At 60.4% G+C, this 20,585-nt stretch carries 20 protein-coding genes and 2 pseudogenes; 18 read left to right on the top strand and 4 right to left on the bottom strand.

The window, feature by feature from the left end; translation table 11 throughout:
* Nucleotides 1-306: 306 nt before the first annotated feature.
* The 5 genes from OMP40_RS38015 to OMP40_RS38035 all read left to right on the top strand — a co-directional run bounded on the left by OMP40_RS38015 (nt 307) and on the right by OMP40_RS38035 (nt 3,408).
* On the top strand, nt 307-483 hold the full coding sequence (locus OMP40_RS38015) for an H-type small acid-soluble spore protein (protein ID WP_277539750.1): 177 nt from the start codon (nt 307-309) through the stop codon (nt 481-483).
* 145 nt (nt 484-628) lie between these two features.
* Nucleotides 629-1,135, top strand: coding sequence for a TetR/AcrR family transcriptional regulator (locus OMP40_RS38020; protein WP_277539399.1), 507 nt, complete (start codon nt 629-631; stop codon nt 1,133-1,135).
* A gap of 284 nt (nt 1,136-1,419) precedes the next feature.
* Nucleotides 1,420-2,385, top strand: coding sequence for an NADP-dependent oxidoreductase (locus tag OMP40_RS38025; RefSeq protein ID WP_277539400.1), 966 nt, complete (start codon nt 1,420-1,422; stop codon nt 2,383-2,385).
* A gap of 189 nt (nt 2,386-2,574) precedes the next feature.
* The gene (locus OMP40_RS38030) at nt 2,575-2,775 is read left to right on the top strand and encodes a CsbD family protein (RefSeq protein ID WP_277539401.1); all 201 of its coding nucleotides are present in this window, start codon (nt 2,575-2,577) and stop codon (nt 2,773-2,775) included.
* Between the two features lie 186 nt (nt 2,776-2,961).
* Nucleotides 2,962-3,408 carry a hypothetical protein gene (locus OMP40_RS38035; protein ID WP_277539402.1) on the top strand — a complete coding sequence of 149 codons (447 nt, stop codon included), beginning with the start codon at nt 2,962-2,964 and terminating at the stop codon, nt 3,406-3,408.
* Nucleotides 3,409-3,557: 149 nt separating this feature from the next.
* On the opposite strand, the gene OMP40_RS38040 is transcribed toward OMP40_RS38035, so the two are convergent.
* Nucleotides 3,558-3,767 carry a hypothetical protein gene (locus OMP40_RS38040; RefSeq protein WP_217594928.1) on the bottom strand — a complete coding sequence of 70 codons (210 nt, stop codon included), beginning with the start codon at nt 3,765-3,767 and terminating at the stop codon, nt 3,558-3,560.
* A complete protein-coding gene (locus OMP40_RS38045) occupies nt 3,764-3,901 on the bottom strand; it encodes a hypothetical protein (protein ID WP_277539403.1) in 138 nt (45 codons plus the stop codon). Before OMP40_RS38045 ends, OMP40_RS38040 begins: the two co-directional genes overlap by 4 nt.
* 564 nt (nt 3,902-4,465) lie before the next feature.
* Between OMP40_RS38045 and OMP40_RS38050 the strand changes: the two genes are divergently transcribed.
* Nucleotides 4,466-5,404, top strand: coding sequence for an aminotransferase-like domain-containing protein (locus OMP40_RS38050; protein WP_338131390.1), 939 nt, complete (start codon nt 4,466-4,468; stop codon nt 5,402-5,404).
* Between the two features lie 137 nt (nt 5,405-5,541).
* Here the strand turns inward: OMP40_RS38050 and OMP40_RS38055 are convergent, their stop codons facing one another.
* Nucleotides 5,542-6,108, bottom strand: a complete 567-nt coding sequence (locus OMP40_RS38055; protein ID WP_277539777.1) for a hypothetical protein — start codon at nt 6,106-6,108, stop codon at nt 5,542-5,544.
* A gap of 426 nt (nt 6,109-6,534) precedes the next feature.
* Between OMP40_RS38055 and tsaE the strand changes: the two are divergent.
* The 12 genes and pseudogenes from tsaE to OMP40_RS38115 all read left to right on the top strand — a co-directional run bounded on the left by tsaE (nt 6,535) and on the right by OMP40_RS38115 (nt 17,817).
* Nucleotides 6,535-7,076, top strand: a pseudogene (gene tsaE, locus OMP40_RS38060) (tRNA (adenosine(37)-N6)-threonylcarbamoyltransferase complex ATPase subunit type 1 TsaE).
* Nucleotides 7,060-7,863: a tRNA (adenosine(37)-N6)-threonylcarbamoyltransferase complex dimerization subunit type 1 TsaB gene (gene tsaB, locus OMP40_RS38065; RefSeq protein WP_277539405.1), complete on the top strand. Its 804-nt coding sequence runs from the start codon at nt 7,060-7,062 to the stop codon at nt 7,861-7,863. The pseudogene tsaE and the gene tsaB overlap by 17 nt, the downstream one beginning before the upstream one ends.
* Nucleotides 7,860-8,348 (top strand): ribosomal protein S18-alanine N-acetyltransferase, encoded by a 489-nt coding sequence (rimI, locus tag OMP40_RS38070; protein ID WP_277539407.1) that lies wholly within the window; start codon nt 7,860-7,862, stop codon nt 8,346-8,348. The genes tsaB and rimI overlap by 4 nt, the downstream gene beginning before the upstream one ends.
* A 33-nt stretch (nt 8,349-8,381) precedes the next feature.
* The gene (gene tsaD / locus OMP40_RS38075; protein WP_277539751.1) at nt 8,382-9,389 is read left to right on the top strand and encodes a tRNA (adenosine(37)-N6)-threonylcarbamoyltransferase complex transferase subunit TsaD; all 1,008 of its coding nucleotides are present in this window, start codon (nt 8,382-8,384) and stop codon (nt 9,387-9,389) included.
* A 59-nt stretch (nt 9,390-9,448) separates the two neighbouring features.
* Complete coding sequence (locus tag OMP40_RS38080) at nt 9,449-10,363, top strand: hypothetical protein (RefSeq protein WP_277539409.1); 915 nt, start codon at nt 9,449-9,451, stop codon at nt 10,361-10,363.
* Nucleotides 10,364-11,418: 1,055 nt separating this feature from the next.
* Nucleotides 11,419-12,537: a histidine kinase gene (locus OMP40_RS38085; RefSeq protein ID WP_277539410.1), complete on the top strand. Its 1,119-nt coding sequence runs from the start codon at nt 11,419-11,421 to the stop codon at nt 12,535-12,537.
* Nucleotides 12,518-12,724: a hypothetical protein gene (locus OMP40_RS38090; RefSeq protein ID WP_277539412.1), complete on the top strand. Its 207-nt coding sequence runs from the start codon at nt 12,518-12,520 to the stop codon at nt 12,722-12,724. Before OMP40_RS38085 ends, OMP40_RS38090 begins: the two co-directional genes overlap by 20 nt.
* Nucleotides 12,703-13,647 carry a BTAD domain-containing putative transcriptional regulator gene (locus OMP40_RS38095; protein ID WP_277539414.1) on the top strand — a complete coding sequence of 315 codons (945 nt, stop codon included), beginning with the start codon at nt 12,703-12,705 and terminating at the stop codon, nt 13,645-13,647. Before OMP40_RS38090 ends, OMP40_RS38095 begins: the two co-directional genes overlap by 22 nt.
* Before the next feature lie 108 nt (nt 13,648-13,755).
* Entirely contained in the window at nt 13,756-14,220 is a 465-nt protein-coding gene (locus OMP40_RS38100) for a hypothetical protein (RefSeq protein WP_277539416.1), read from the top strand.
* Between the two features lie 82 nt (nt 14,221-14,302).
* A complete protein-coding gene (locus OMP40_RS38105; protein ID WP_277539417.1) occupies nt 14,303-15,928 on the top strand; it encodes a hemoblobin-interacting domain-containing protein in 1,626 nt (541 codons plus the stop codon).
* The gene (locus OMP40_RS38110; protein WP_420872141.1) at nt 15,912-16,604 is read left to right on the top strand and encodes a hemoblobin-interacting domain-containing protein; all 693 of its coding nucleotides are present in this window, start codon (nt 15,912-15,914) and stop codon (nt 16,602-16,604) included. The genes OMP40_RS38105 and OMP40_RS38110 overlap by 17 nt, the downstream gene beginning before the upstream one ends.
* Nucleotides 16,585-17,817 carry an S-layer homology domain-containing protein gene (locus tag OMP40_RS38115; RefSeq protein WP_277539421.1) on the top strand — a complete coding sequence of 411 codons (1,233 nt, stop codon included), beginning with the start codon at nt 16,585-16,587 and terminating at the stop codon, nt 17,815-17,817. The genes OMP40_RS38110 and OMP40_RS38115 overlap by 20 nt, the downstream gene beginning before the upstream one ends.
* Nucleotides 17,818-18,471: 654 nt before the next feature.
* Here the strand turns inward: OMP40_RS38115 and OMP40_RS38120 are convergent.
* Nucleotides 18,472-20,404 (bottom strand): annotated as a pseudogene (locus tag OMP40_RS38120) (ABC-F family ATP-binding cassette domain-containing protein).
* Nucleotides 20,405-20,585: the final 181 nt, after the last annotated feature.

Consider the following 20,585-nt stretch of genomic DNA (forward strand, 5'->3'; position numbering starts at 1 on the left):
CTCATGATTCCGTATACCATTCAGGATTCCCATCGTTGCATGGGATTCATACCGCCTGGGCATCCTGTACAGGACGATCTTTTCTAAGCGAAACGAACAACATGGGCGAAGGGAGCGGCGTTCATGAACGAAGAGAAAGCGACGGACGGCCGGGACCATATTTATGAAGGCCGCGACAACTACGACATGGATATCGACCGTATGATCAACGAAGGGCTTGGCGGCGGCCAGGTGACGTTGGACAACGGTCTTATCGAAGAGACGACGACCGATACGATGCGCGAAAAAGGAAGGGGACGATCCATCGTGAACACGCAGCGGGCCAAGCAAATTTTCGATTCGAAGGACACGATCGCCGTGAAGCTGGAAGGACAGCCGGTCTGGATCGAGGAAGTGGACGAAGCCAACGGCATGGCGACGGTTCAAGTCGGGCAAAAGCCGACCGACGTGCAGACGGTATCGGTCGACCGATTATCGGAATAGCGCACAGCGGCGCGAAAAAAGAGATCGTTCCCTTTCGAAGTCAACGTTCGGGGGGATCGAGCTCTTTTTTTGTTACGAATGTTGTAATTTGAAACTTGAATTTTACATGATATAATCGGAAAAAAAACAGGAAGCGGTCATTCATTTGAACAAAATCCCGTTAGATAAAGAAACCATCCTCAATGCGACAGAAGAAGTTATTCGCCGTTTTGGGCCCGAAAAAGCGAATATTTCTGACGTAGCAAAATCGTTAAACGTGAGCCATGCTGCTCTTTACCGATACTATAATGGGAAAACGGCCCTCTGGGATGCCGTTACGGAACGCTGGCTTAACCGTATGAGTGCCGCTTCAATATCGATTTTAAAAGAAGATACGCCTGCTGATATTAAACTTTTTCGTTTACTCGAAGACTTTGCGGAGGGGAAACGCCTCAGCGCGATCGACGACCCGGAAATGTTCGCGAATTACATCAAAGTCGCACACAGCTCGGTGGAAGTCATACGAAAAAGTGTAGAAGAAGGCATTGATCGGATCAAAGAGAGCATCGCTCAAGGAATTTCGGAAGGTATATTTTTTTACGGAATCTCCTTATCAAGCGGCGAGAGCCGTATATTTTGCAACCGGTGCTTTTATCAACCCCAACACCTTTGAAGATCCGAATCGAAAACAAAACATTGAAGCGGTTATCCATCTTCTGATAAGAGGACTTAAAAATCCGGATCTGTGAATCGAACTGAAGCACGCAATCCGCCTTCGTTCGCTCGCAACGTCTTGTTTCCGAGAGGGGAATGGGCTGTTGCGGGCGTAATTTTTTGCGGTGAGTTACAAATAATAAATATTGTAATTTGTTTCCCGGCATGATAATATCGTTTTTGTTAGTTACGAATTATGAATTTTGTAACATGAATCTCAGGATTTGAAGGAGAGGATTATTGATGCGCAATCAAAAACCGGGCGTCGACGCGTCGGCACCCGTGAGCAAAGCGGTCCGGCTCGAATCGTTCGGCGGTCCCGAGGTCCTTAACGTTTGTAAAATTCCCGTACCGCAGGCGGGCTCGGGCCAGATTCGCGTTCGCGTTACCGCGGCCGGACTGAACCCAATGGATTGGTTCATCACCTCCGATGCCAATACCGCCGCCCGATTCGGCTTACGTCTGCCCTGCGGCTTCGGAACCGACTACGCCGGGATCGTCGACCAGGTCGGTGAAGGCGTGACCGGGTTCGCGGTCGGCGACCGCGTGTTCGGCGGCGCTCTCTCCCGCACAGTAGCCGAGTACGTCATCATAGACGCGGCAGGAACCATCGCTTCAGGCGGCGAGGCGCACCATACCCCCGACGGCGTCGACGACCGCATCGCGTCCACCCTTGCTATAGCGGGCTGTACGGCATCCGCAGCCCTTGCCGTGGTCAGCCCCGGTCCGGGCGACACGGTGCTCATTGGCGGCGCAGGAGGCGGGGTAGGCGTGTTCGCTGTCCAGCTCGCACTACTGAAGGGCGCGCGCGTGATCGGAACGGGATCGGCGACTTCGGGCGATGCCCTGCGCGCCCTCGGGGCGGATCCGGTCGTCTACGGCGACGGTATGGTGGACAGGATCCGAGCCATGGCTCCCGAAGGCGTCACTGCGGCGATCGATCTATACGGGACAGACGCGATGCAGGCGGCGCGAGAACTCGGCGTTCCGGACGAGCGCATCACGACCATCGCGGCACAAGTCGACGGGATCAAGCCGGCAAACGGTGCCGACGCCGCCCCCGGCGCCATAGAAGAGATCGCTCGCCTGGTCGCGGCAGGCCGGCTCCGCGTGCCGATCGCAGCAAGTTTTCCGATGGCGCAGATCCGCGCGGCGGTCGAGCTTCAAGCCGGCCGGCACGTGCACGGCAAGATCGTCATCGACATCTAGGTATCGCCACGCAAGTCCATCTCCCTCCTCCGAACGAATGTTGCTTTTTCTGCCGAATGCCTTCACCCGACGCATAAGCGAACGAACGGAAGAATACGTATGAGGATGCGTTCTCCTGTTTGGAAACGCTGTCTCGCGGGTAAGGTCACCATATAACCAACTCATGCACAAGAAGGGAGAGGCATTCATATGGATCGGCATACGGAAGGCTGGAGCGACAAGATTAAAGGTGCCGTCAACCAGGCGAAGGGCGAGGCCAAGGATCAATGGGGCAACCTCACCGACGATCCGGGTCTCCAGGCAAGAGGCAAATGGGATAAAGCCAAGGGCAAGGTACAGGAGCAGATCGGCGAATGGAAAGAAAACACCAAGTCGCGCACAGATCGCTGACGCGTCCTTTATCCGCCTAAATATAATGTTCAGCCGAATACGCATGCCGGCAGAACGCAAAAAACGCAGCCCCAAGGCTGCGTTTTTGCTATAATCTAGCAGGTCGAGCGAATACATAGGCGCTGCCGGACATACAATCTTTCAAGTAGATATGGACGGGCCGTCGGTCTGAAGGAGCGGTTAACCATGGAAAAGAAGGCGTCGATCCGCAAGATTCAGGTGCAATATCCGCTAGGAACGAAACAGATCTCGGGATTCCTGCTGCTTTTCCTGCTCTCGCTGGGCAATATGATCCACGGCGCCGAACATTTTGTCTTGTATACTCAGGCGGGGGTTATGACGTTGAGCGGCGGTTGTCTCGTCTATTTGCTCGTTCGGCGGAAGGCGCTGAAGGCCGAGTTGACGCTGGCAGGCAGCCGCTTGACCGTGAACGGCCTGACGATCACGGGAGATTCGCTGCGCGAGCTGCGGATCAACCGGGGCTTGATCGGCCTGCTGCCGCGGGGCAAACGGATCGTGCCCGTGCGTCTATGCCTCGATCTGAAGGACAGAAGCGCCGGCCTCCTGCTGCTGCGCTGGGCGGAAAAGCAGGGCGTTCCCGTCAGGCAGGGGAGCTTCATGCGCTGGCTGTAAGTGCGCAGGCGCCGGCCGCCGTCTTGGCGTCAATTCTCCTCGGAGGCGACGATTTCTTTGCCGGCCGCGAAGAGCACGACGAGGCCGACGACCATGCATAGGGACAAGATGACAATGTATAGCATACGTGAAAGCACCTCCTCGAACGATCAGCGATTTAACAGTGCGAAAAAGACGGCCAATACGATAACGACGCCGAGCACGTACAACAAGCCAAGGCGCGTCCACTTTTTTCCCGTTCCGCTTCCATAGCCAGCGTTTTCGCTTCGGTTGGCTTTGGACCAACCGACGCTTAGCGTGCCCGCAAACCCGGCGCACATCACGATGAATACCAGGCCGATCAAATAAACCATGCTCATTCGGCTGCATCCCCTTTGTCGGAGGCGCCAGTCCGCCGGATCGCGGCGTCTTGGTTCGCCTCTTTGTCGTTGCTACAAGCATAGGAGGCTTTTCGTCTGCCGGCATCCTCCAATCCGCCGATTTTTATACCCATCCAATTTATCCTCCAATTGCAGGAAAGACGTCTTCGCAAGTCTTGCCGCGTCCCTGACTTATGGGGATAATGGTAGCATTGGAGGGGACGGCGCATGAGTTGGCAGCCCGATCGGACGTTGGATAAGCCGGTGTACCGGCAGATCGCCGACCATTTCGAACAAAGGATCAAATCGGGGGGAGCTGACGGCAGGCAGTCCGCTGCCCGCCGAACGCAAGCTGGCTGCGCAGTTGGCGGTCAACCGGACGACCGTCATCCAAGCCTACGAGGAGCTGCGCGCTTCGGGTTGGGTAGCGAGCAAAGTCGGCAGCGGCACCGTCGTGACAGGCGGAGACGCTTCTCCGTTAAGACCTGCGGATTGGCGAAAGTATCTGGACGTGGGAACGATGCTGCCGAATTCGGACGCAATTCGCCGGATCAGATCCGGCCTGCGCTTGGAAAACGGCCTGGTGGATTTCGCGAGCGGCGAATTGTCGGACGAGCTGTTTCCGAGGGAGACGGTGCGCGGCATTTTTTCCGAGCGGCCCTACGACGGTCCGCTCGGCTACGACGACCCGCAGGGCTATGGCCCTTTTCGCGAAGCGTTGGCCGCTTTTTTTGTCGCGGCATCTGCGAATCCGGACGTCGGCTTCTTCGCTGCTGATCACGTCGGGCTCCCAGCAGTCGCTTTTTTTGATCATGCAATGCCTGCTGAACCACGGCGATGCCGTAGGCGTCGAGACGCCTTCGTACTGCTTTTCGCTGCCGCTGCTACAATCGGCCGGGCTGCGCGTCTATCCGCTGCCGGTCGGTCCGGAGGGCATCGATCCCGCCGACGTTGAGCGGCTGCATCGCCGGCACCGGCTCAAGATGCTTTTTATGAATCCCAACTTCCAGAATCCGACGGGAACGGTACTCTCCGCCGAACGGCGGGCCGCCTTGCTGCGGATCGCGGAAAAGGCGGGCATTCCGATCGTCGAGGACGATCCGTTCAGCCTGACCGCGTTCGATGGCCGGCCGCCGCTGCCGCTGAAGGCCGAGGATGCGGGCGGCCGCATCCTCTACGTCGGCTCGTTGTCCAAGATCGCGGCCTCGGGCCTTCGGGTCGGCTGGCTGGCGGGGCCGCAGGAGATCGTCTCGCGGCTGGCGGACGCGCGGCAGCAAATGGACTTCGGAATGAGCGTCATCCCGCAGTGGCTGGCCGCCAAGCTCATCGAGGGAGCGGCGTTCGACAGGCAGATCGGCCGGCTGCGCGACCGCTTGGCGGCCCGGCTGGACGAGCTTCGCGTCAGCCTCGATTATCATCTGCCGGGCCTCGTATCGTTCGAGCCGCCCGGCGGGGGGGCTGAACCTGTGGGCGAAGTGGCTCGGCGATTCGGATCCGCGGCAGCTTCGCGTGCTCGAACGCGCGATGTCCGCCGGCGTCGCCTACGTGCCCGGGCAGGTGTTCGGCGCGGAGGAGCCGAGTTTGCGGCTATGCTACGCAAAGCCGGAGGCGGGGCAGATCGAGCGGGGGAGTCATAAGGCTGAAAGAGGCGCTGCTGCGCAGCTCAGGGGCGGGCCCGGCGCGGGGAGGAGCGGCGGGCGGCGATGTGCGCGGCTTCCGCATGGAGACCAGGATGCGACTGCCGCTGCTTCAGCCGCTACGGCAGCCGTCGCTGCTAACGCGATACGGGAGCTGCCGTTTGCGTGTGCTTCGTTCGGCGCCGACGGAGCATCCACAGCGCCGCGAACGTCGCCGCGCATGCCAACGCGGGAGTTGCCGTGCCCCAGGCAGCCGGCGCGTAGAGCGCGAGGCTGGCGCCGGCTCCGAGCGCGGCGGCCCGATACGGCGCGACAAGAGCGACGGAGGCCGCCTTGGTCGCCAGCCGGGCAGGCACGGGAGCGCCGTTCAGGCGCGCGGCTTCCCGCCACAAGCGCCGGGCGCCGGGCAGCGCCGTCAGCCAGACGGCCGCGATCGGCAGCGCGATCAGCGTCAGCTGCAGCGCGGCGCGTTCGGTCGGCAAGGCGCCGTCGTACGATCGCGACAGCAGCCAGACGGCCGCGGCCGCGCCGATCGCCGACAGCGAGGCGAGCGCGGTCCAGGTGAGCAGCTTGCGCGACCTGCGGGCGAGCCGTTCGGCCGATCCGAACCATTTCAGCTTGCCGGCCTTGCTGCCGGCCGTCCACGCAAACGCGAGCAACAGCAGCGTGAACCCTGCAGCCATGCCGTTCAAAGCGCTGTACACGATTCATTCCTCCTATCGAAGCTTTCCTTATTTATGGTTATCATAACTCGCCGAGCCGGCCGTCCGGCACGTCCTTGGGGATAAGATGGAATGCGACTTCGGGCGGGGACTGCGTCGGACTCGCGGAGGGCGCAGATGGGACGTCATTCTGTTTGATCAATGGAATGCGTTTATATAGGCGGATTACTGGCTCAAACCCGAGCTGATCTGGAAGCGTTAGGACAACGAAAGATCGATGAATTTACCCACGATAACTTATACCCCTTAACTGCAGACCCGTTTTCAAGTCAAGACGACGCTCGCCGATCGCCTCCGGCGCGCTTATCTCTCCTTTCCCATCCCCTCTATAGCTTTGCAAGTTCGCCCCAGCACCGATATAATTAAGGACAACCTGCGGACTGTCCGCATTGAAGGAGAACGATCGACATGCACGACTGGAGCAAAGGCGGCGGAGAAGCCGCCGGCGCCGGACGATTCGTGCTGGAGCTGCGGTCCGAGGCGGACACGGCGCGTTTTGCCGAACGGCTCGCGGACCTGTGCGTGCCTGGCGCGCTGATCGCGCTGGACGGCGATCTCGGCGCGGGCAAGACCCGCTTCGCGAAGGCATTCGCGGCTGGCCTTGGCGTGCCGGGCATGGTGAACAGCCCGACGTTTACGATCGTCAAAGAGTACGAAGGCGGCCGATTGCCGCTCTATCATATGGATGTGTATCGCCTGTCGATCGCGGAGGCCGACGAGCTGGGGCTGGACGAGTACTTCGACGGCGACGGCGTTTCGCTCGTCGAGTGGGCTTCCCTCGTCGAGCCGCTGCTGCCCCCGAACGCCTGCATATCCGGCTCGAGCTGACCGGTCCGGAGAGCAGGCGGGCGACATGCGCGCCGATCGGCGCCCGGTACGAGGCGTGGTGCGCGGAGCTGGGGCTTCGGCCGGCGAAGGAGGAGGGAAGCGGAGATGACGAACGGCAATAAGCGCACGGCAGGCGACCATCCGCTGATGCTGTGCTTTGACACGTCCACGGCCGTGCTGGCAGCGGCGGTGTGCCGCGGCGCGGAGGTGCTGGCGAGCCGTCACTCGCACGCCGAACGCAACCATGCCGTGCGCATCGTGTCGGATTTGAAGGCGCTGCTGGAGGAAGCGGGCGGCGAGGAGATCGACGGGATCGCGGTAGGTCGCGGCCCGGGCTCGTATACGGGCGTACGCATAGGCGTGTCGGCTGCCAAGACGCTGGCTTGGGCTTGGGACAAGCCGCTCGTCGGACTGTCGAGTCTGGAGACGCTGGCCATGGCGGCGGGGCCTTATTTGCGAGGCGATAAACAGGCCACGGAGACGGCTGCGTTCGCTACGCGCCATGCAGAGCGGCCGGTCTGGGTCGTCCCGATCATGGACGCGAGGCGTGGACAAGTATACGGTGCCCGCTTCGGGACGACGGACGGATCCGTCTGGCACCGGCTCGACGAGGATGCCATCAGGCTCATCGGCGAGTGGGGGCCGTCTCTTGCCGCGTGCGCTGGCGAAGCGGGCGCGCTGCTCGTTTTTGTCGGCGAGATCGGCCCTCATGCGGCAGCCCTTGAGGCGCTCGTAGGAGCGGTCGCTTTGCCGCTGGCGATCGACGCGGGCGAGATGGGCAGGCTCGCGGCGGCAAGATTGGCCATAGGGCTCGTAGACGACGTTCATGGCTTCGCGCCCAACTACACGCAGCTGACCGAGGCCGAGACGAAGCTCGGCGACGGCGCCCGAACGGAGGGACAAGCTTGAACGACAAGATCGAGTTCCGGTCGATGACGCTCGCGGACATCGATGCCATCGTGGAGATCGAGCGGGAGGCTTTTACCGCGCCGTGGACGCCCGAAGCTTTTCACAACGAGCTGACGCAAAACCTGTTCGCTAAATATATGGTAATGGCCAAGGGCGACGAAGTGCTAGGCTACGGCGGCATGTGGCTCATCGTGGACGAGGCGCACGTGACGAACATCGCGGTTCGCGAGGCGTATCGCGGCAAAGGGCTCGGCGAGCGACTGCTGAGGGAGCTGATGCGGACCGCGGCCTGGCTCGGAGCGGCGCGGATGACGCTCGAAGTGAGGGTATCCAACGAACGCGCGCAGCGCCTTTACCGCAAGCTCGGCTTCGGTCCCGCGGGACTTCGGCCGGGCTACTATTCGGACAACAACGAGGACGCGCTCATCATGTGGGCGGATCTGGACCCATCGCTTGGCCGGGAGCGCGGGGGGATGTCATCATGACGACGAGCTTATCGGAAAAGAAAGACGGGGGGGCTGCTGCTCGCGATCGAGACGAGCTGCGACGAGACGTCGGCCGCGGTCGTTCGCGGCGGGCGCGAGGTGCTCTCCAACATCGTCTCGAGCCAGATCGAGACGCATCGGCGCTTTGGCGGCGTCGTGCCGGAGATCGCTTCGCGCAAGCATGTCGAGAGCATTACGTTGATCGTCCAGGAGGCGCTCACGGAGGCCGGCGTATCCCGGCGGGACATCGACGCGGTCGCCGTCACGCAAGGTCCGGGCCTGATCGGCGCGCTGCTGGTCGGCGTCGTGGCGGCCAAGTCGCTTGCGCTCGCGCTGGACGTCCCGTTGATCGGCACGCACCATATCGCCGGGCATATTTACGCGAACCGCCTCATCGGGGACATCGTATACCCCGCGCTGGCGCTCGTCGTATCGGGCGGACATACCGAGCTGGTGCTGTTGCCGGAGGAGGGCGTCTTTCGGATCGTAGGCCGCACGCGGGACGACGCGGTCGGCGAGGCCTACGACAAGGTTGCGCGCGCGCTGTCGTTCCCCTACCCGGGAGGACCGCACGTGGACAAGCTGGCGCAGCAATCCGAGGAGGAGATCGTGCTGCCTCGCGCCTGGCTGGAAGAGGGCTCATACGATTTCAGCTTCAGCGGCCTGAAGTCGGCCGTGCTCGCGGAGATCAATCGCTCCAAGATGAAAGGACTCGATCCCGACTTTGCCGCGCTGGCGCGTGGATTCCAGAACTCGGTCGTCGACGTCGTGACGACGAAGGCGATGAAGGCGGCAGCCGAGTTCGGCGCGCGCCAGCTGCTGCTGTGCGGCGGCGTCGCCGCCAACCGCGGCATCCGCGAGCGCCTGGCCGCCCGCTGCGAAGAGGCCGGGCTGCCGATGCTCGTGCCGCCGATGTCGCTGTGCAGCGACAACGCCGCCATGATCGGGGCCGCCGCGGAACTCAAGTGGCGTAGGGGACAATTTTCGTCGCTCGATTTGGCCGCTGCCGCGCAGGTGTCGCTGGAGGAATGGTCCGTTTAAGACTCGGACTCCGCGAGTATCGCAATACAGCCATGCATCGGCGGAAGGGACTTAATCGGTTGGGCAACTACTGGATCAAGCTGCTGGCAGGCTTCGTGCTTATTACCGCGCTGCCGGTCTATTGGCTGGCGGTCGAACTGCGCGCGACCGAATCGTCCCACGTTCCGGCCGCGAGTCGCGGCATATTGGATTTGCGGGAATGGCGATTCGATGCGGACGGCGCGGTCAGGCTGAACGGTCAGTGGGATATGTACGTCGGCAAGGTGCTCGGCGCATCCGAGCTTGCCGCATCAAGCGATTCGCTTCGTCCGATTGCGGCGACGGTTCCCGGCGTCTGGAACGGCTCGCCCGGTCTGGAATCCGGACGCGGCGCGGCGACCTACCGTCTTCGGCTGCTTCTGCCGCCGGACGCGCGCGGCACGTTCGGCATTCGCATGATGAACATCCGAACGGCGAGCCGCATTTTCGTCAACGGCGAGCAGATCGGCGTCAGCGGTCTCCCGGGAGAGACGCGGTCCGCCACGCATCCCGGCAACGTTCCGTTCGCCGGCTATTTTACGTTGACGGCATCCGCGGCGGATATCGTCGTTCAGGTCGCTAACTTCAGCTACGCGTCGGGCGGGATCGTATTGCCGATTTGGTTCGGGCGGCAGGAGGCGATCCAGTCCGATCGGGAGACCGGACTGTTCGAATACTGGCTGACTGCCGGCGGTTTTTTTGGTGCCCGCGCTGTTTTTTCTGCTGTTCTTCCGCCTTCGTCGCCGCGAAGCGCCTTTGCTGCATATCGGCGCCTTTTGCCTGTTCAGTCTCGTTTACGTGCTGACGCACGGCGAGAAGCATGCGCTTGCCCTTCTTCCCCGAATTTCGTACGACGACGTGCTTCGCGCCCAATTGATCTCCTCGAATTTCATTTACTATTTTCTGGCCCGATATGTCGTCCTGTTATACCCGAAGTACGGCGTTCGCCTGCTTGACCGCGCGATGGCGGCGACCGTCGTCGCCTTGACCGCGATCGGCATTTGCGTCAGTCCCTATTATTTTTCCAAAGGCGAGCCCTTGCTGCTGAGCTTTTCCTTGATCACGATGGGTTACATCTTGTATGTGCTAGTCCGCGCAATCGGCGCACGGGGGCCGAACACGCTTTCTTTGGCGGTCAGCCTGCAGAGCGTGCTGTTCATGCTCGCCGTTTATTTGCTTCACGGCTTCGGTCGTCTGGAGAGCCAGACGCTGCTGCCTTATGAGATCGTCGCCTTCGTCGCTTCCCAGGCGCATCTGCTGGTCGGCCGATTTTCCGACTTGCTCCGGCATTCGCAGTCGATGTCCGAACGCCTCCTTCGGCTGGACGAGATGAAGGACGATTTTATGCTGAACACCGCCTATCAGATCCGCGAGCCGCTGCAGACCATTCGCAATATGGCGGATGCGCGCCGCACGCCCGCTGCGGAAGGAGCAAGCGAAGACCTGGGCGAGGAAGGGGCGGACATGGACGTGCGTTTGACGTCGATCGCCCTGATGTCGCGGCGCCTTTCGTATCTCGTCGACGACCTGATCGACTACAGCTTGCTGAAAAGCGGCGCCGCGGCGTATAACCGCGATCGCGTATCGTTCGTATCCGTGCTTCGTTCGGTGCTCGAGACGTTGCCGTCCGGATCGCAAGCCGTTCGATTGACGGTGTCGGCCGGCGGGCCGGCGATCGTCGAGGGCGATGCGAGGCGAATCGCTCAAATCTTTTATAATTTGATCGATTTCGCTTTGCGGCGATCGTACCATGACGGCGTAAACTTGGATGTCGGAGTGGATGAAGGCCGGATCAATCTGAAGATCGCTGCCGCCGGTATCGGCTCCTTATGGCGCGAAGAAACGGATATCGATCCGGCGGGCGCCGCAGAAACGGAAGAGACGGCCGATGCGCTTCGTCTGTCGGTTACAAAGGGGCTGATCGCGCTGGGCGGAGGAAGCTGGCGCCGGGCAAACGCGGCGGACGCGCAATCCGCGCTGATCGTCTCGTGGCCTGCGGCTTGCGGCGAACGTGCAGCCGGCTCGAGCGCTTCAAGACAAGCCGCCGTCCGGGCGCGATACGGAAGCGTCTTCAGCCGAGCGCTATGCGGCCGCGACGACGGAGCGGGCGGCAGCAAGCGAAGAAGGCGCAGTTCTGATCGCGTGCGGCGATGCGCTGGGCGCTTCCGTCGCCTCGCATCTGCTGGAGGCGGCGGGCATCCCTATTGCCAGGGCGAACAGCGGCGCGGGAGCGCTCGCGCTGCTGGAGGGCGGACGCAGCTTCGATCTCGTCGTGTCGGATCTTGCGCTGCCCGACGAATCCGGCTTGGCGCTCGCGCGCAAGATCCGGGCGCGCTATGAGCTATCCCGTCTGCCGATTCTTATCTTGTCCGAAGGCAGGCTTCCGGAGGATGCGGCTGCGGCCTTTCGCGCGGGAGCGAACGATATTATGGCAAAGCCGTACGATGCCGAGGAGCTGAAAGCGCGCGTAGGCACGCTGCTCGCGCTGAGGCGATCCGTTCGCGGACTCGTGCGGACGGAGACGGCCTTTTTGCAGGCGCAGATCAAGCCGCATTTTTTGTTTAACGCTTTAAATACGATTATGACCGTATGCCGGATGGATCCGTCTCAAGCGGAAGCGCTGCTGCTGGAGCTGAGCCGATATTTGCGCGCCAGCTTCGACTTCGACAATCTGAAGCAGCAGGTGTCCCTGGGCAAGGAGCTCGAGCTGGTTCGCTCGTATCTCGCGATCGAGCAGGCCCGATTCGGAGATCGGCTGCACGTGGTATATGAGATCGATGCAGGTTTATCTTCCGCGCTACCGCCGCTGACGATTCAACCTCTCGTCGAAAACGCAGTTCGTCACGGCGTCATGAAAAAGCCGGAGGGTGGAACCGTCCGGATCTCGGTGAAGCGCGATGGAGACGGCTGCGAGGTGACGGTCGCGGACGACGGCGTCGGCATCCCCGCCCACGCGCTCGCCACGATCGGGGAGCGCCGCGAGACGGGCGGCGTCGGGCTCGCGAATATCGGGCAGCGTTTGAAGCTGCTGTACAGCGCCGATTTGCATGTCGAGAGCTGGCCGGGGGAGGGCTCGCGCGTCGGTTTTCGAATACCGGGAGGCGGTTTGGATGAGAGCGATACTGATTGACGACGAACGTCCCGCGCTTCTTCAACTGCAGTGGCTGCTGGACAAAGAGCCCGATGTGGAGGTGTGCGGCGCCTATCAGACGGCTGCGGACGGTCTGGCTCATCTTTCCCGCGAGGCGGTCGATCTTGTCTTTTTTGGACATGGAAATGCCGGGCATGGGGGGGCTTGGAGGCCGCAGCGGCCATAGAAGAGCGAAGAGAGGGCACGAAGGTTGTCTTCGTAACCGCCTATTCGTCCTATGCGCTAAGCGCCTTTGAGGTTAACGCGCTCGATTATGTGCTTAAGCCGATCGATCCCGTCCGATTTGCGAAGGCGATGACACGCGTTCGCGAGACGTTTGCGGCGGTCCCGCGCCTGCAGCGCGGGGATGCCGGCGCCGCCGTGCAGACATTCGGACAACTCGCGGTTTTGTCGTCCGCTCCGGGCGAGCCTGCGAAGTGGCGCACCCTCAAATCCAAAGAGCTTTTCGCCTACCTGCTCCAATATCGCGAACGCTGGCTGACGCGCGATCTGCTGCTTGAAGAATTGTGGCCGTCTTACGAGAACGACAAGGCGCTCGTCCATCTCCATACCGCCGTCTATCAGGTGCGTCGCGCGCTGAAGGCGCTGGACCCGGGAGCGGCGCTTGAATATTCGCTCGAAAGCTATCGGCTTTCCGGGGAACGGCTGGTCACGGATGCGGATCTGTTCGAGCGGGAAGCGGACAAGGCTTTCGCGGGAGAGCGTACGGACGAAGCCTATGAAGCTGCCGTTAAATGCTGGTCGCTCTATCGCGGACACTATCTCGATCGCGAGGGCTACGGCTGGGCGAGAGCGCGGACCGAACGATTGCATCAGGCGTATGTGGAGCTTACGGTGCGTCTTGTACGACACGAACTGAAAGCGGGGAAATCGGGAATGGCATTAAGGCGGGCGCGTCGGTCGGGCGAGCTGTCTCCGTTTTCCGAGCAGCTTGCCTTGGCTGAGCTTGCCTGCTTGCGCGAATCGGGAGAACCGGCTGCGATGAAACGAAAGTATGAGACGTTTTGCACGCACCTGGAAAATGAGCTGGGCGCCGCTCCTTCCGACGCGTTCAAAATGAAGTATGCCGAGCTTGCCGGCTACGCCTGAAACGCCGAAGCGTTCGTTAAGCGCATGATCAGAATCGGTTCAACGGCATTTGCTATAGTTTAACCTGTCGTGGATATTCGACATATTTCTCGGACAGGGGCTGGGTAAATGAGGTTCAAGGTTGGAACGGTTCGGGCGCTGTGCGTGCTGCTCATCGTCGTCCTGATCGCTTCGGTCGCAGGTGTCGCGCCGCAGAAGGCCGCCGCCGGCGCATCGAATTGGCGCAGTGTGAAGGACGATGCGAGCTGGCTGAGCGTCAGAGATATTGCGACGTTCGGCGATCGCGTTTTTACGCTTGATTCGGCATCCAAGCAGATTAACGTCCGCGGTCAGACGGATGCGGCTTGGACGAAGTATGCGACGATTGAAGGCGTCACCAATCCGATCGCCATGGTTTTTCATGGCGACAAGCTATATGTGGTGGATTACGGCAACAACAACGCGAATCCGAAAATCGCAAGCAAGGTCGTGTACAGCGCCGACGGCGGCCAAAGCTGGGCGACGCTGACCGCGCCGAACGGCGGCTTCAGCGACGCTTACATGCAGTATCAATTGATGGGCATTTTTTTTTGACGCCTCCGACAATCTGTACGTCTATACGGCGGTCAGCATTTTCAAGCGCACGCCCGCTGGCGTATGGTCCCAGATCGATAAAATGGCGGATCAGCAATTCGGCGACGTCTACCGGATTCAAGATGCGATCGCCGACAACAGCGGAAATTTACTGGCGAGCATCACGAAGGCCAGCTCCTTTAATGTGACCTCACCCTCGCAAAGCAACATTTATCTTTACAACGCAGCGACACCGGGCTGGGAGAGCAAATGGCAGTCTCCGTTCGTGTCCGCCTCTCTCTTCAGCGATCCCGAAGGCCGCATTTTCACGGCGCCCGCCTTTAACTTTTTCACGATTCCGACGTCCAAAAACATTTACGGACTCCAATGGAACGCGGGCCAGCTGGAAGGCGCGGTGACGGCGACGGCGGACGAAGCTTCCTGGTTCGGCTATGGGGCGGCGTCGGACGGCACCTACTTTTTCCTGTCCGACTACTCGAACGGCGCCGTCGTCCGCACCGATCACCCCACCTTCGGCACGGGCAAGCCGGCGCCGACGCTGACGGCCGATGCGACGGACAACGATACGGCGCATGCCGTAGAGCTGACCTTCGCGGACGACGCGGATTGGCGCGCGGCCATTACCGGCGTCAAGGCCTCCCGCGCCGGCGGAGCCGCGACAGCCGTCGATTATACCGCCGAGGCCGGCAAGCTGAAAATCAACGGTTTGAGCAAGGCAGGCGACTACCAGCTTACGGTCAATGCGACCGGGTACGTCCCGGCGACCGTCTCGCAGACGATCGCGCTCGTACCGTCCGTCTGGTACGATCTTGATCCCGAAGGCGCGTTGTATCCGATCACGTCGATCTATGTGGATGACGAGCAAACCGTTTACGCGCTTGCCGGTTCGATGGAGAAGCGCATCTATTATAGAGGGCTTCAGGATGCGTCCTGGAACAGCGTGCTGCTGCCCTCCGCCACTTTTATGATCCCGATCGGCTTTCAGGTTCGGTTCGGCAAATGGTACGTGACGAGCTACGGCCTGGCCGGACTCCAAGTGTACGTTAGCGATAACGAAGGACAGAGCTGGAACGCGCTTCCCGCTCCGCCGACCGACAACACGAGTATGGCGCTTTATCCGGCCGCCGTGGCCAAAGACGGCACCGTCTATTTGTACACCAACAAGTTGGTCAGGAAGTTGAACGGCTCGGCCTCGACGTGGTCGCAGATCGATTCCATTCCCGACACGAATACGACGATCTACTCGATTTCGGGCTTGGCGACTTCCGAAGACGGTTCTCTTTACGCCGCGATCAAGCAATATCCGAAAAACGGACCTTTTATTGGCGAGTCGTCTCTGTACAAGTACAACGGCTCGGGCTGGACCAAGATCGTCGCCGGTCCATCGCCGAATCTTGGCTTGTACGCCGACAGCGATTGGAATATTCACGTATGGCACAATCTTTCCGTCATTGCGCCGCTGCCCGAGTCTTACCTTTACGAATTTGACGGTACGGAAGTTGTGCGTGCGGCGACGCTTGACACTTACGAGGATGCGATAGCGGGTATCGCCTATCAGGGGGGGCTACTACTATTCGCTGGACAAGACCGCAAAAGTACTTCGCACAACGAATCCGAATTATCGCAGCGGCAACGCCGCCCCGCAGCTGCAGGCGGATACGGTCGACAACGACGACAAACACGGACTGACGCTGACATTCGCGGATGATGCGGCATGGCGCGCCGCAGTGACAGGTGTCGTCGTCAAACGCGGGGCTTTGGTCGTCGCGGCATCTTACAATCTTGAAGCAGGCGCGCTGTCGTTTGCGAACGGTCTGCCCGCAGGCGACTATACGATCGAGGTGACGGCGACCGGCTACGCCAAGACCGTCGTCGCGCAGACAGTCACGCTCGGGGCGCCGGCCTTGACGGCGGATACGACGGACAATGATACGGCTCATGATATCGTCATCACCTTCGCCGACGATTTGAACTGGCGAACTTCCATCACGGATATCGTTTATGGCGGCGTTTCTGCACCGTCGAGCGTCTATACGCTGTCCGAAGGGACGCTGACATTTGCCGCGGGCACGCTGCCGGCAGGCTCGCTGAAGCTGACGATTCAGGCGGCAGGATATCCGGACGCACAGGTGACGCAAGTGGTCCTGGACGCTTCAAATCCGACGAACCCGACTGATCCGACGAACCCCACGGACCCCACGGACCCCACGGACCCCACGGACCCGACAGACCCGACAGACCCGACAGACCCGACAAACCCCACGGACCCGACAGGTCCGACAGGTCCGACAGACCCGACAGGTCCGAATGAGCCGAACACGTACAATCCGGCGCCGGGATCTGTCACGGAAACGATCGCCGCCGATGTTCGGGGGAAGCGATAAGACGGGCGCGCCGGTCACCAAGGTGGATATCGTGCGGACGACCGATGCCAAAGGCGGCAAGACCGACGCGGTGAAGCTGACGGAAGAACTTGCTGCCAAAACGGTCGAGCAATTGAAGGCGCTGAAGTCCAAGCAAGCGGTCATCGTCATTCCGGACACGAAGGACGAGGTTAACGAGATCAACTTGTCGCTTCCCCGTTCGGCGGTATTGCGGTTAACGGAAGGCGGGATCGGCTTGATCATCGAGATGCGAGGCGTGACGATCGACATTCCGACAACTTCTCTGTCGGCTTCCGGAGACGATTTGTATTTCAAAGTTGTGCCGATCAAGGATGCCGCGGCACAACGGCAAGCCGAGCAGAGAGCGAAGGAGAACGGCGGAGAGCGTGCGGGAGAGCTGGCGATCGTCGGGCGCCCGATGACGATCGAGACGAATCTGCAGCAGCAGCCGGTCTTGCTGTCGATTCCGCTGGGCAATTACCCGGCTGACCGGGTTGCTCATTTGAAAGTCTACATCGAGCACAGCGACGGCACCACGGAATGGGCAAAAGGCGAAGCGGCGACGGATACGACGGGCGGTACGGCGATTCGATTCACCGTTCGCAAGTTCAGTACATTCACGGTCGTCGATGGCGCGGCAGACGCAAGCCGGGCGGCTTACATTCAAGGTTACGGCGACGGCACCTTCCGTCCGAATCAGGCCGTCACCCGAGGCGAACTGGCTGCCATGCTGGCCAGACTTTATGCAGACGCCTCCGTGAACGGCGCGGTGTACGCCGCGTCATACAAGGATCAAGCCGCGTTTGCGGGATGGGCCTCCGAATCGATCGGTCAAGCGACTGCGCTGGGCTTGGTTCAGGGGTACGAGGATGGCACGTTTAGGGCAGACCAAGCCGTCACGCGCGCGGAAGCGGCGACGCTGGCCGTTCGAATCGCCGAACTGTCGTCCGCCGGGCAGTCGGCGGCTTACCCGGATACGATCGGGCACTGGGCTGCGGCATCGATCGCGGCGGCGGCTAAAGCAGGTCTGGTGAAGGGCTACGGCGACGGCAGCTTCGCGCCGGAGCGGGCACTCAGCCGCGCCGAAGCTGCGGCGTTGCTGAACCGCTTGACGGGACGATCCGTCGGCGGTAAGGCCGATAAGCGCTGGATCGACGTTCCCGAGTCTTATTGGGGATTTGCCGATATTCAAGCTGCCGGTATGAACCAATAAATTATAAAATGTGAATTAAAGTTTCGTATTGTGTTAAATATATTGACATGATTGAACTTGCGTGTTAAATTAGCTGCATACCCCCTTTTGAAAAGCGCTTGAACGATTCGACACCGACCCCGTCGATCGTTCAGGTGCTTTTCTGTGCTTTGCCCTCCTTCGGGATCGGAATACAAGTTCGATAAAAAATCAAGGGTTATGGCTTCCAAAACTGCATATGGAGGATGTGGGCAAAGTTGTCCACATCCCCTGTGAATAATGTGGATAAGACTCGGAAATGTGTTGGGAGAGTAAACGGAGTGTTATCTTGAAAACGTGGATTATATTTTCAAATTGTGTTCTTAAAAAATGTGGATTATGGGGATAATCGAAAGGACAACAATTTCGCTCGATTATCCCCGCCTTCAATTATGCGATATAAAGCCTTTTTTTTGGCGCATCGCTATCCGATCGGCAGGTCCAATTCGATCGTGTGCTGTTGATAAAGTTGGGGGTAACATTTTTTTTTAATCCATATCAACAAAATCTGCTCGCAAATGAAATCCAGGCATGAAAAAGCCGCCCAAGGCTTCGTCTTATGACGAGGCGGAGCGGCTATTGAATATCGCTTCGGCAAGGCAAAGACGCGTTTAACGCCGCTTAAGAACAGGCATTTTACATCAACGATTCCCATACGCCGAACGTCGTCTCAAGCGCCCGCTGCTTTTCCTCCAGCTTGGCTTGAACCTCGCGCAGCCGGACGAAGTCCGTGCAAACTTCCGGCAGCGCCATCTCTTCCTCGAGCGCCGCGATCTCCGCCTCCAGCTTCGAGATGTCGGCCTCGGCCTGTTCCAGCTTGCGTTGTTTAGCTCGTTCTTCGCGTTTGGCCTGCTTTTCCGCCTCGTAATCGGCGACGGGAGACGGGGCTGCCGAAGCGGCTCCAGTTGCGGAAGCAGACCCGCCGGCGGCCGATGCGGCTGCCCATTCCTCCAATTCGCGTTTTTTCGCGACCATTTCGTCATAATTTCCCAGGAAATGCGCGGCCCCCTCCGGCCCGAGCTCTACGACACGATCCGCAAGCCTGTTGAGGAAGTAACGGTCGTGGGACACGAACAGCAGCGTGCCGTCATACTCCTCCAAAGCGCCCTCGAGTACTTCGCGGCTCCATAGATCCAGATGGTTGGTCGGCTCGTCGAGCACGAGCACGTTAGCTTTCATCAGCATGAGCTTGGACAGGGCGACACGCGCCTTTTCGCCGCCGCTGAGCGAGCCGACGGTCTTGCGGACGTCTTCGCCGCTGAACAGGAAGTTGCCCAGCACGGTGCGGATCTCGGCTTCGGGCAGCGTCGGATAGTTGCTCCACACTTCCTCGAGCACCGTGTTGGCCGGATTGAGTCCGCGCTGCTCCTGGTCGTAATAGCCGAGCTGCACGCCCGTGCCCCATCGGATCGTGCCTGCCGTGAGCGGCAGTTGGCCGACCAGCGCGCGCAGCAGCGTTGTCTTGCCGACGCCGTTGGGACCGAGCAGCGCGATGCGCTCGCCGCGCTTGGCCTCGAAGCCCACATGGCGGAAAAGAGGGCTGATGCCTTCTACCGGCGCCGCCGACGCGTCGTAAACCTGCAGGACGTCCTTGCCCGTGCGCCGCTCGGCCGTGAAGGAGAAGCTTGCCTGCTTCAGCGTTCCCGGACGCTCCAGCCGTTCGATGCGTTCGAGCGCGTTCCTGCGGCTTTGGGCGCGGCGCGTCGTGGTGGCGCGAACGATATTTTTCTGGATGAACTCTTCCATCCGCTGGATTTCCTTGCGCTGCTGCTCGTACAGCTTGACCTTCTGGGCAAAATCTGCCGCCTTGAGCTCCATGAATCGCGTATAGTTGCCGGTGTAGCGCGTCGCCGCCTGGCGCTCGATCTCTACGATAGAAGAGACGGTGGCGTCCAAAAAATAACGGTCGTGCGAAACGATGACCATCGCGCCGGAATACGTGCGCAAATACTGTTCAAGCCAGGTCAGCGTGTCGATGTCGAGGTGGTTCGTCGGTTCGTCGAGCAGCAACAGCTCTGGCTGCACGACGAGCAGCCTGGCGAGCGCGAGGCGGGTTCGCTGCCCGCCGCTCAGCGACGAGACGACCGTATCGCGCGGAAAGTCGCCGAAGCCCATGCCGTGGAGCACGGCCCGGATGCGGTTGTTCATCTCGAAGCCGCCGGCTTCGCGGAACCGGTCGTTCGCGTCGGCATACTGCGCGAGCAGCGCTTCATAGCGGGCCGCGTCGGCTTGCTCGGCCGGATCCGCGATGCGCGCTTCTAGCCGCCCCAAAGCGCGTTCTTGTTCGAGCAGGGGGGCCGAACGCGGCGTTCATCACTTCCTGGATGGTCAACCGCTGGTCGAGCCCGCTGTTTTGCGCCAGATAACCGATCCGCAGCTCGCGCGGCTTTGACACGGAACCTTGGTCGGAATCGAGTTCGCCCGCCAGAATTTTAAGGAAGGTCGACTTGCCCGCCCCGTTGACGCCGACGAGGCCGATACGGTCGCGCTCGCCGATTTGCAGCGAGACGCCTTCTAATATAGGGGTGACGCCGTAATGCTTGATGATGCCGGATGCCTGTAAAAGCAAGAGGATTCCCTCCGAACGAAATCTTGTAGTTGAATCAAGTTTATCGCAAAAAGGGTTGAACGTCCAAAGCGCATGGCGTTCAAATGGAAGACCGGGCTAGCCGTTTTCCGTATAAATGCGCTTTGGCGTACCGTTCGGAAAAATGTTACACTATTGCTATCTATGAATTCGAGTGGCATTA

This window comes from Cohnella rhizosphaerae (assembly GCF_029525575.1).
In the GTDB taxonomy this organism is placed as follows: Bacteria; Bacillota; Bacilli; order Paenibacillales; family Paenibacillaceae; genus Cohnella; species Cohnella rhizosphaerae.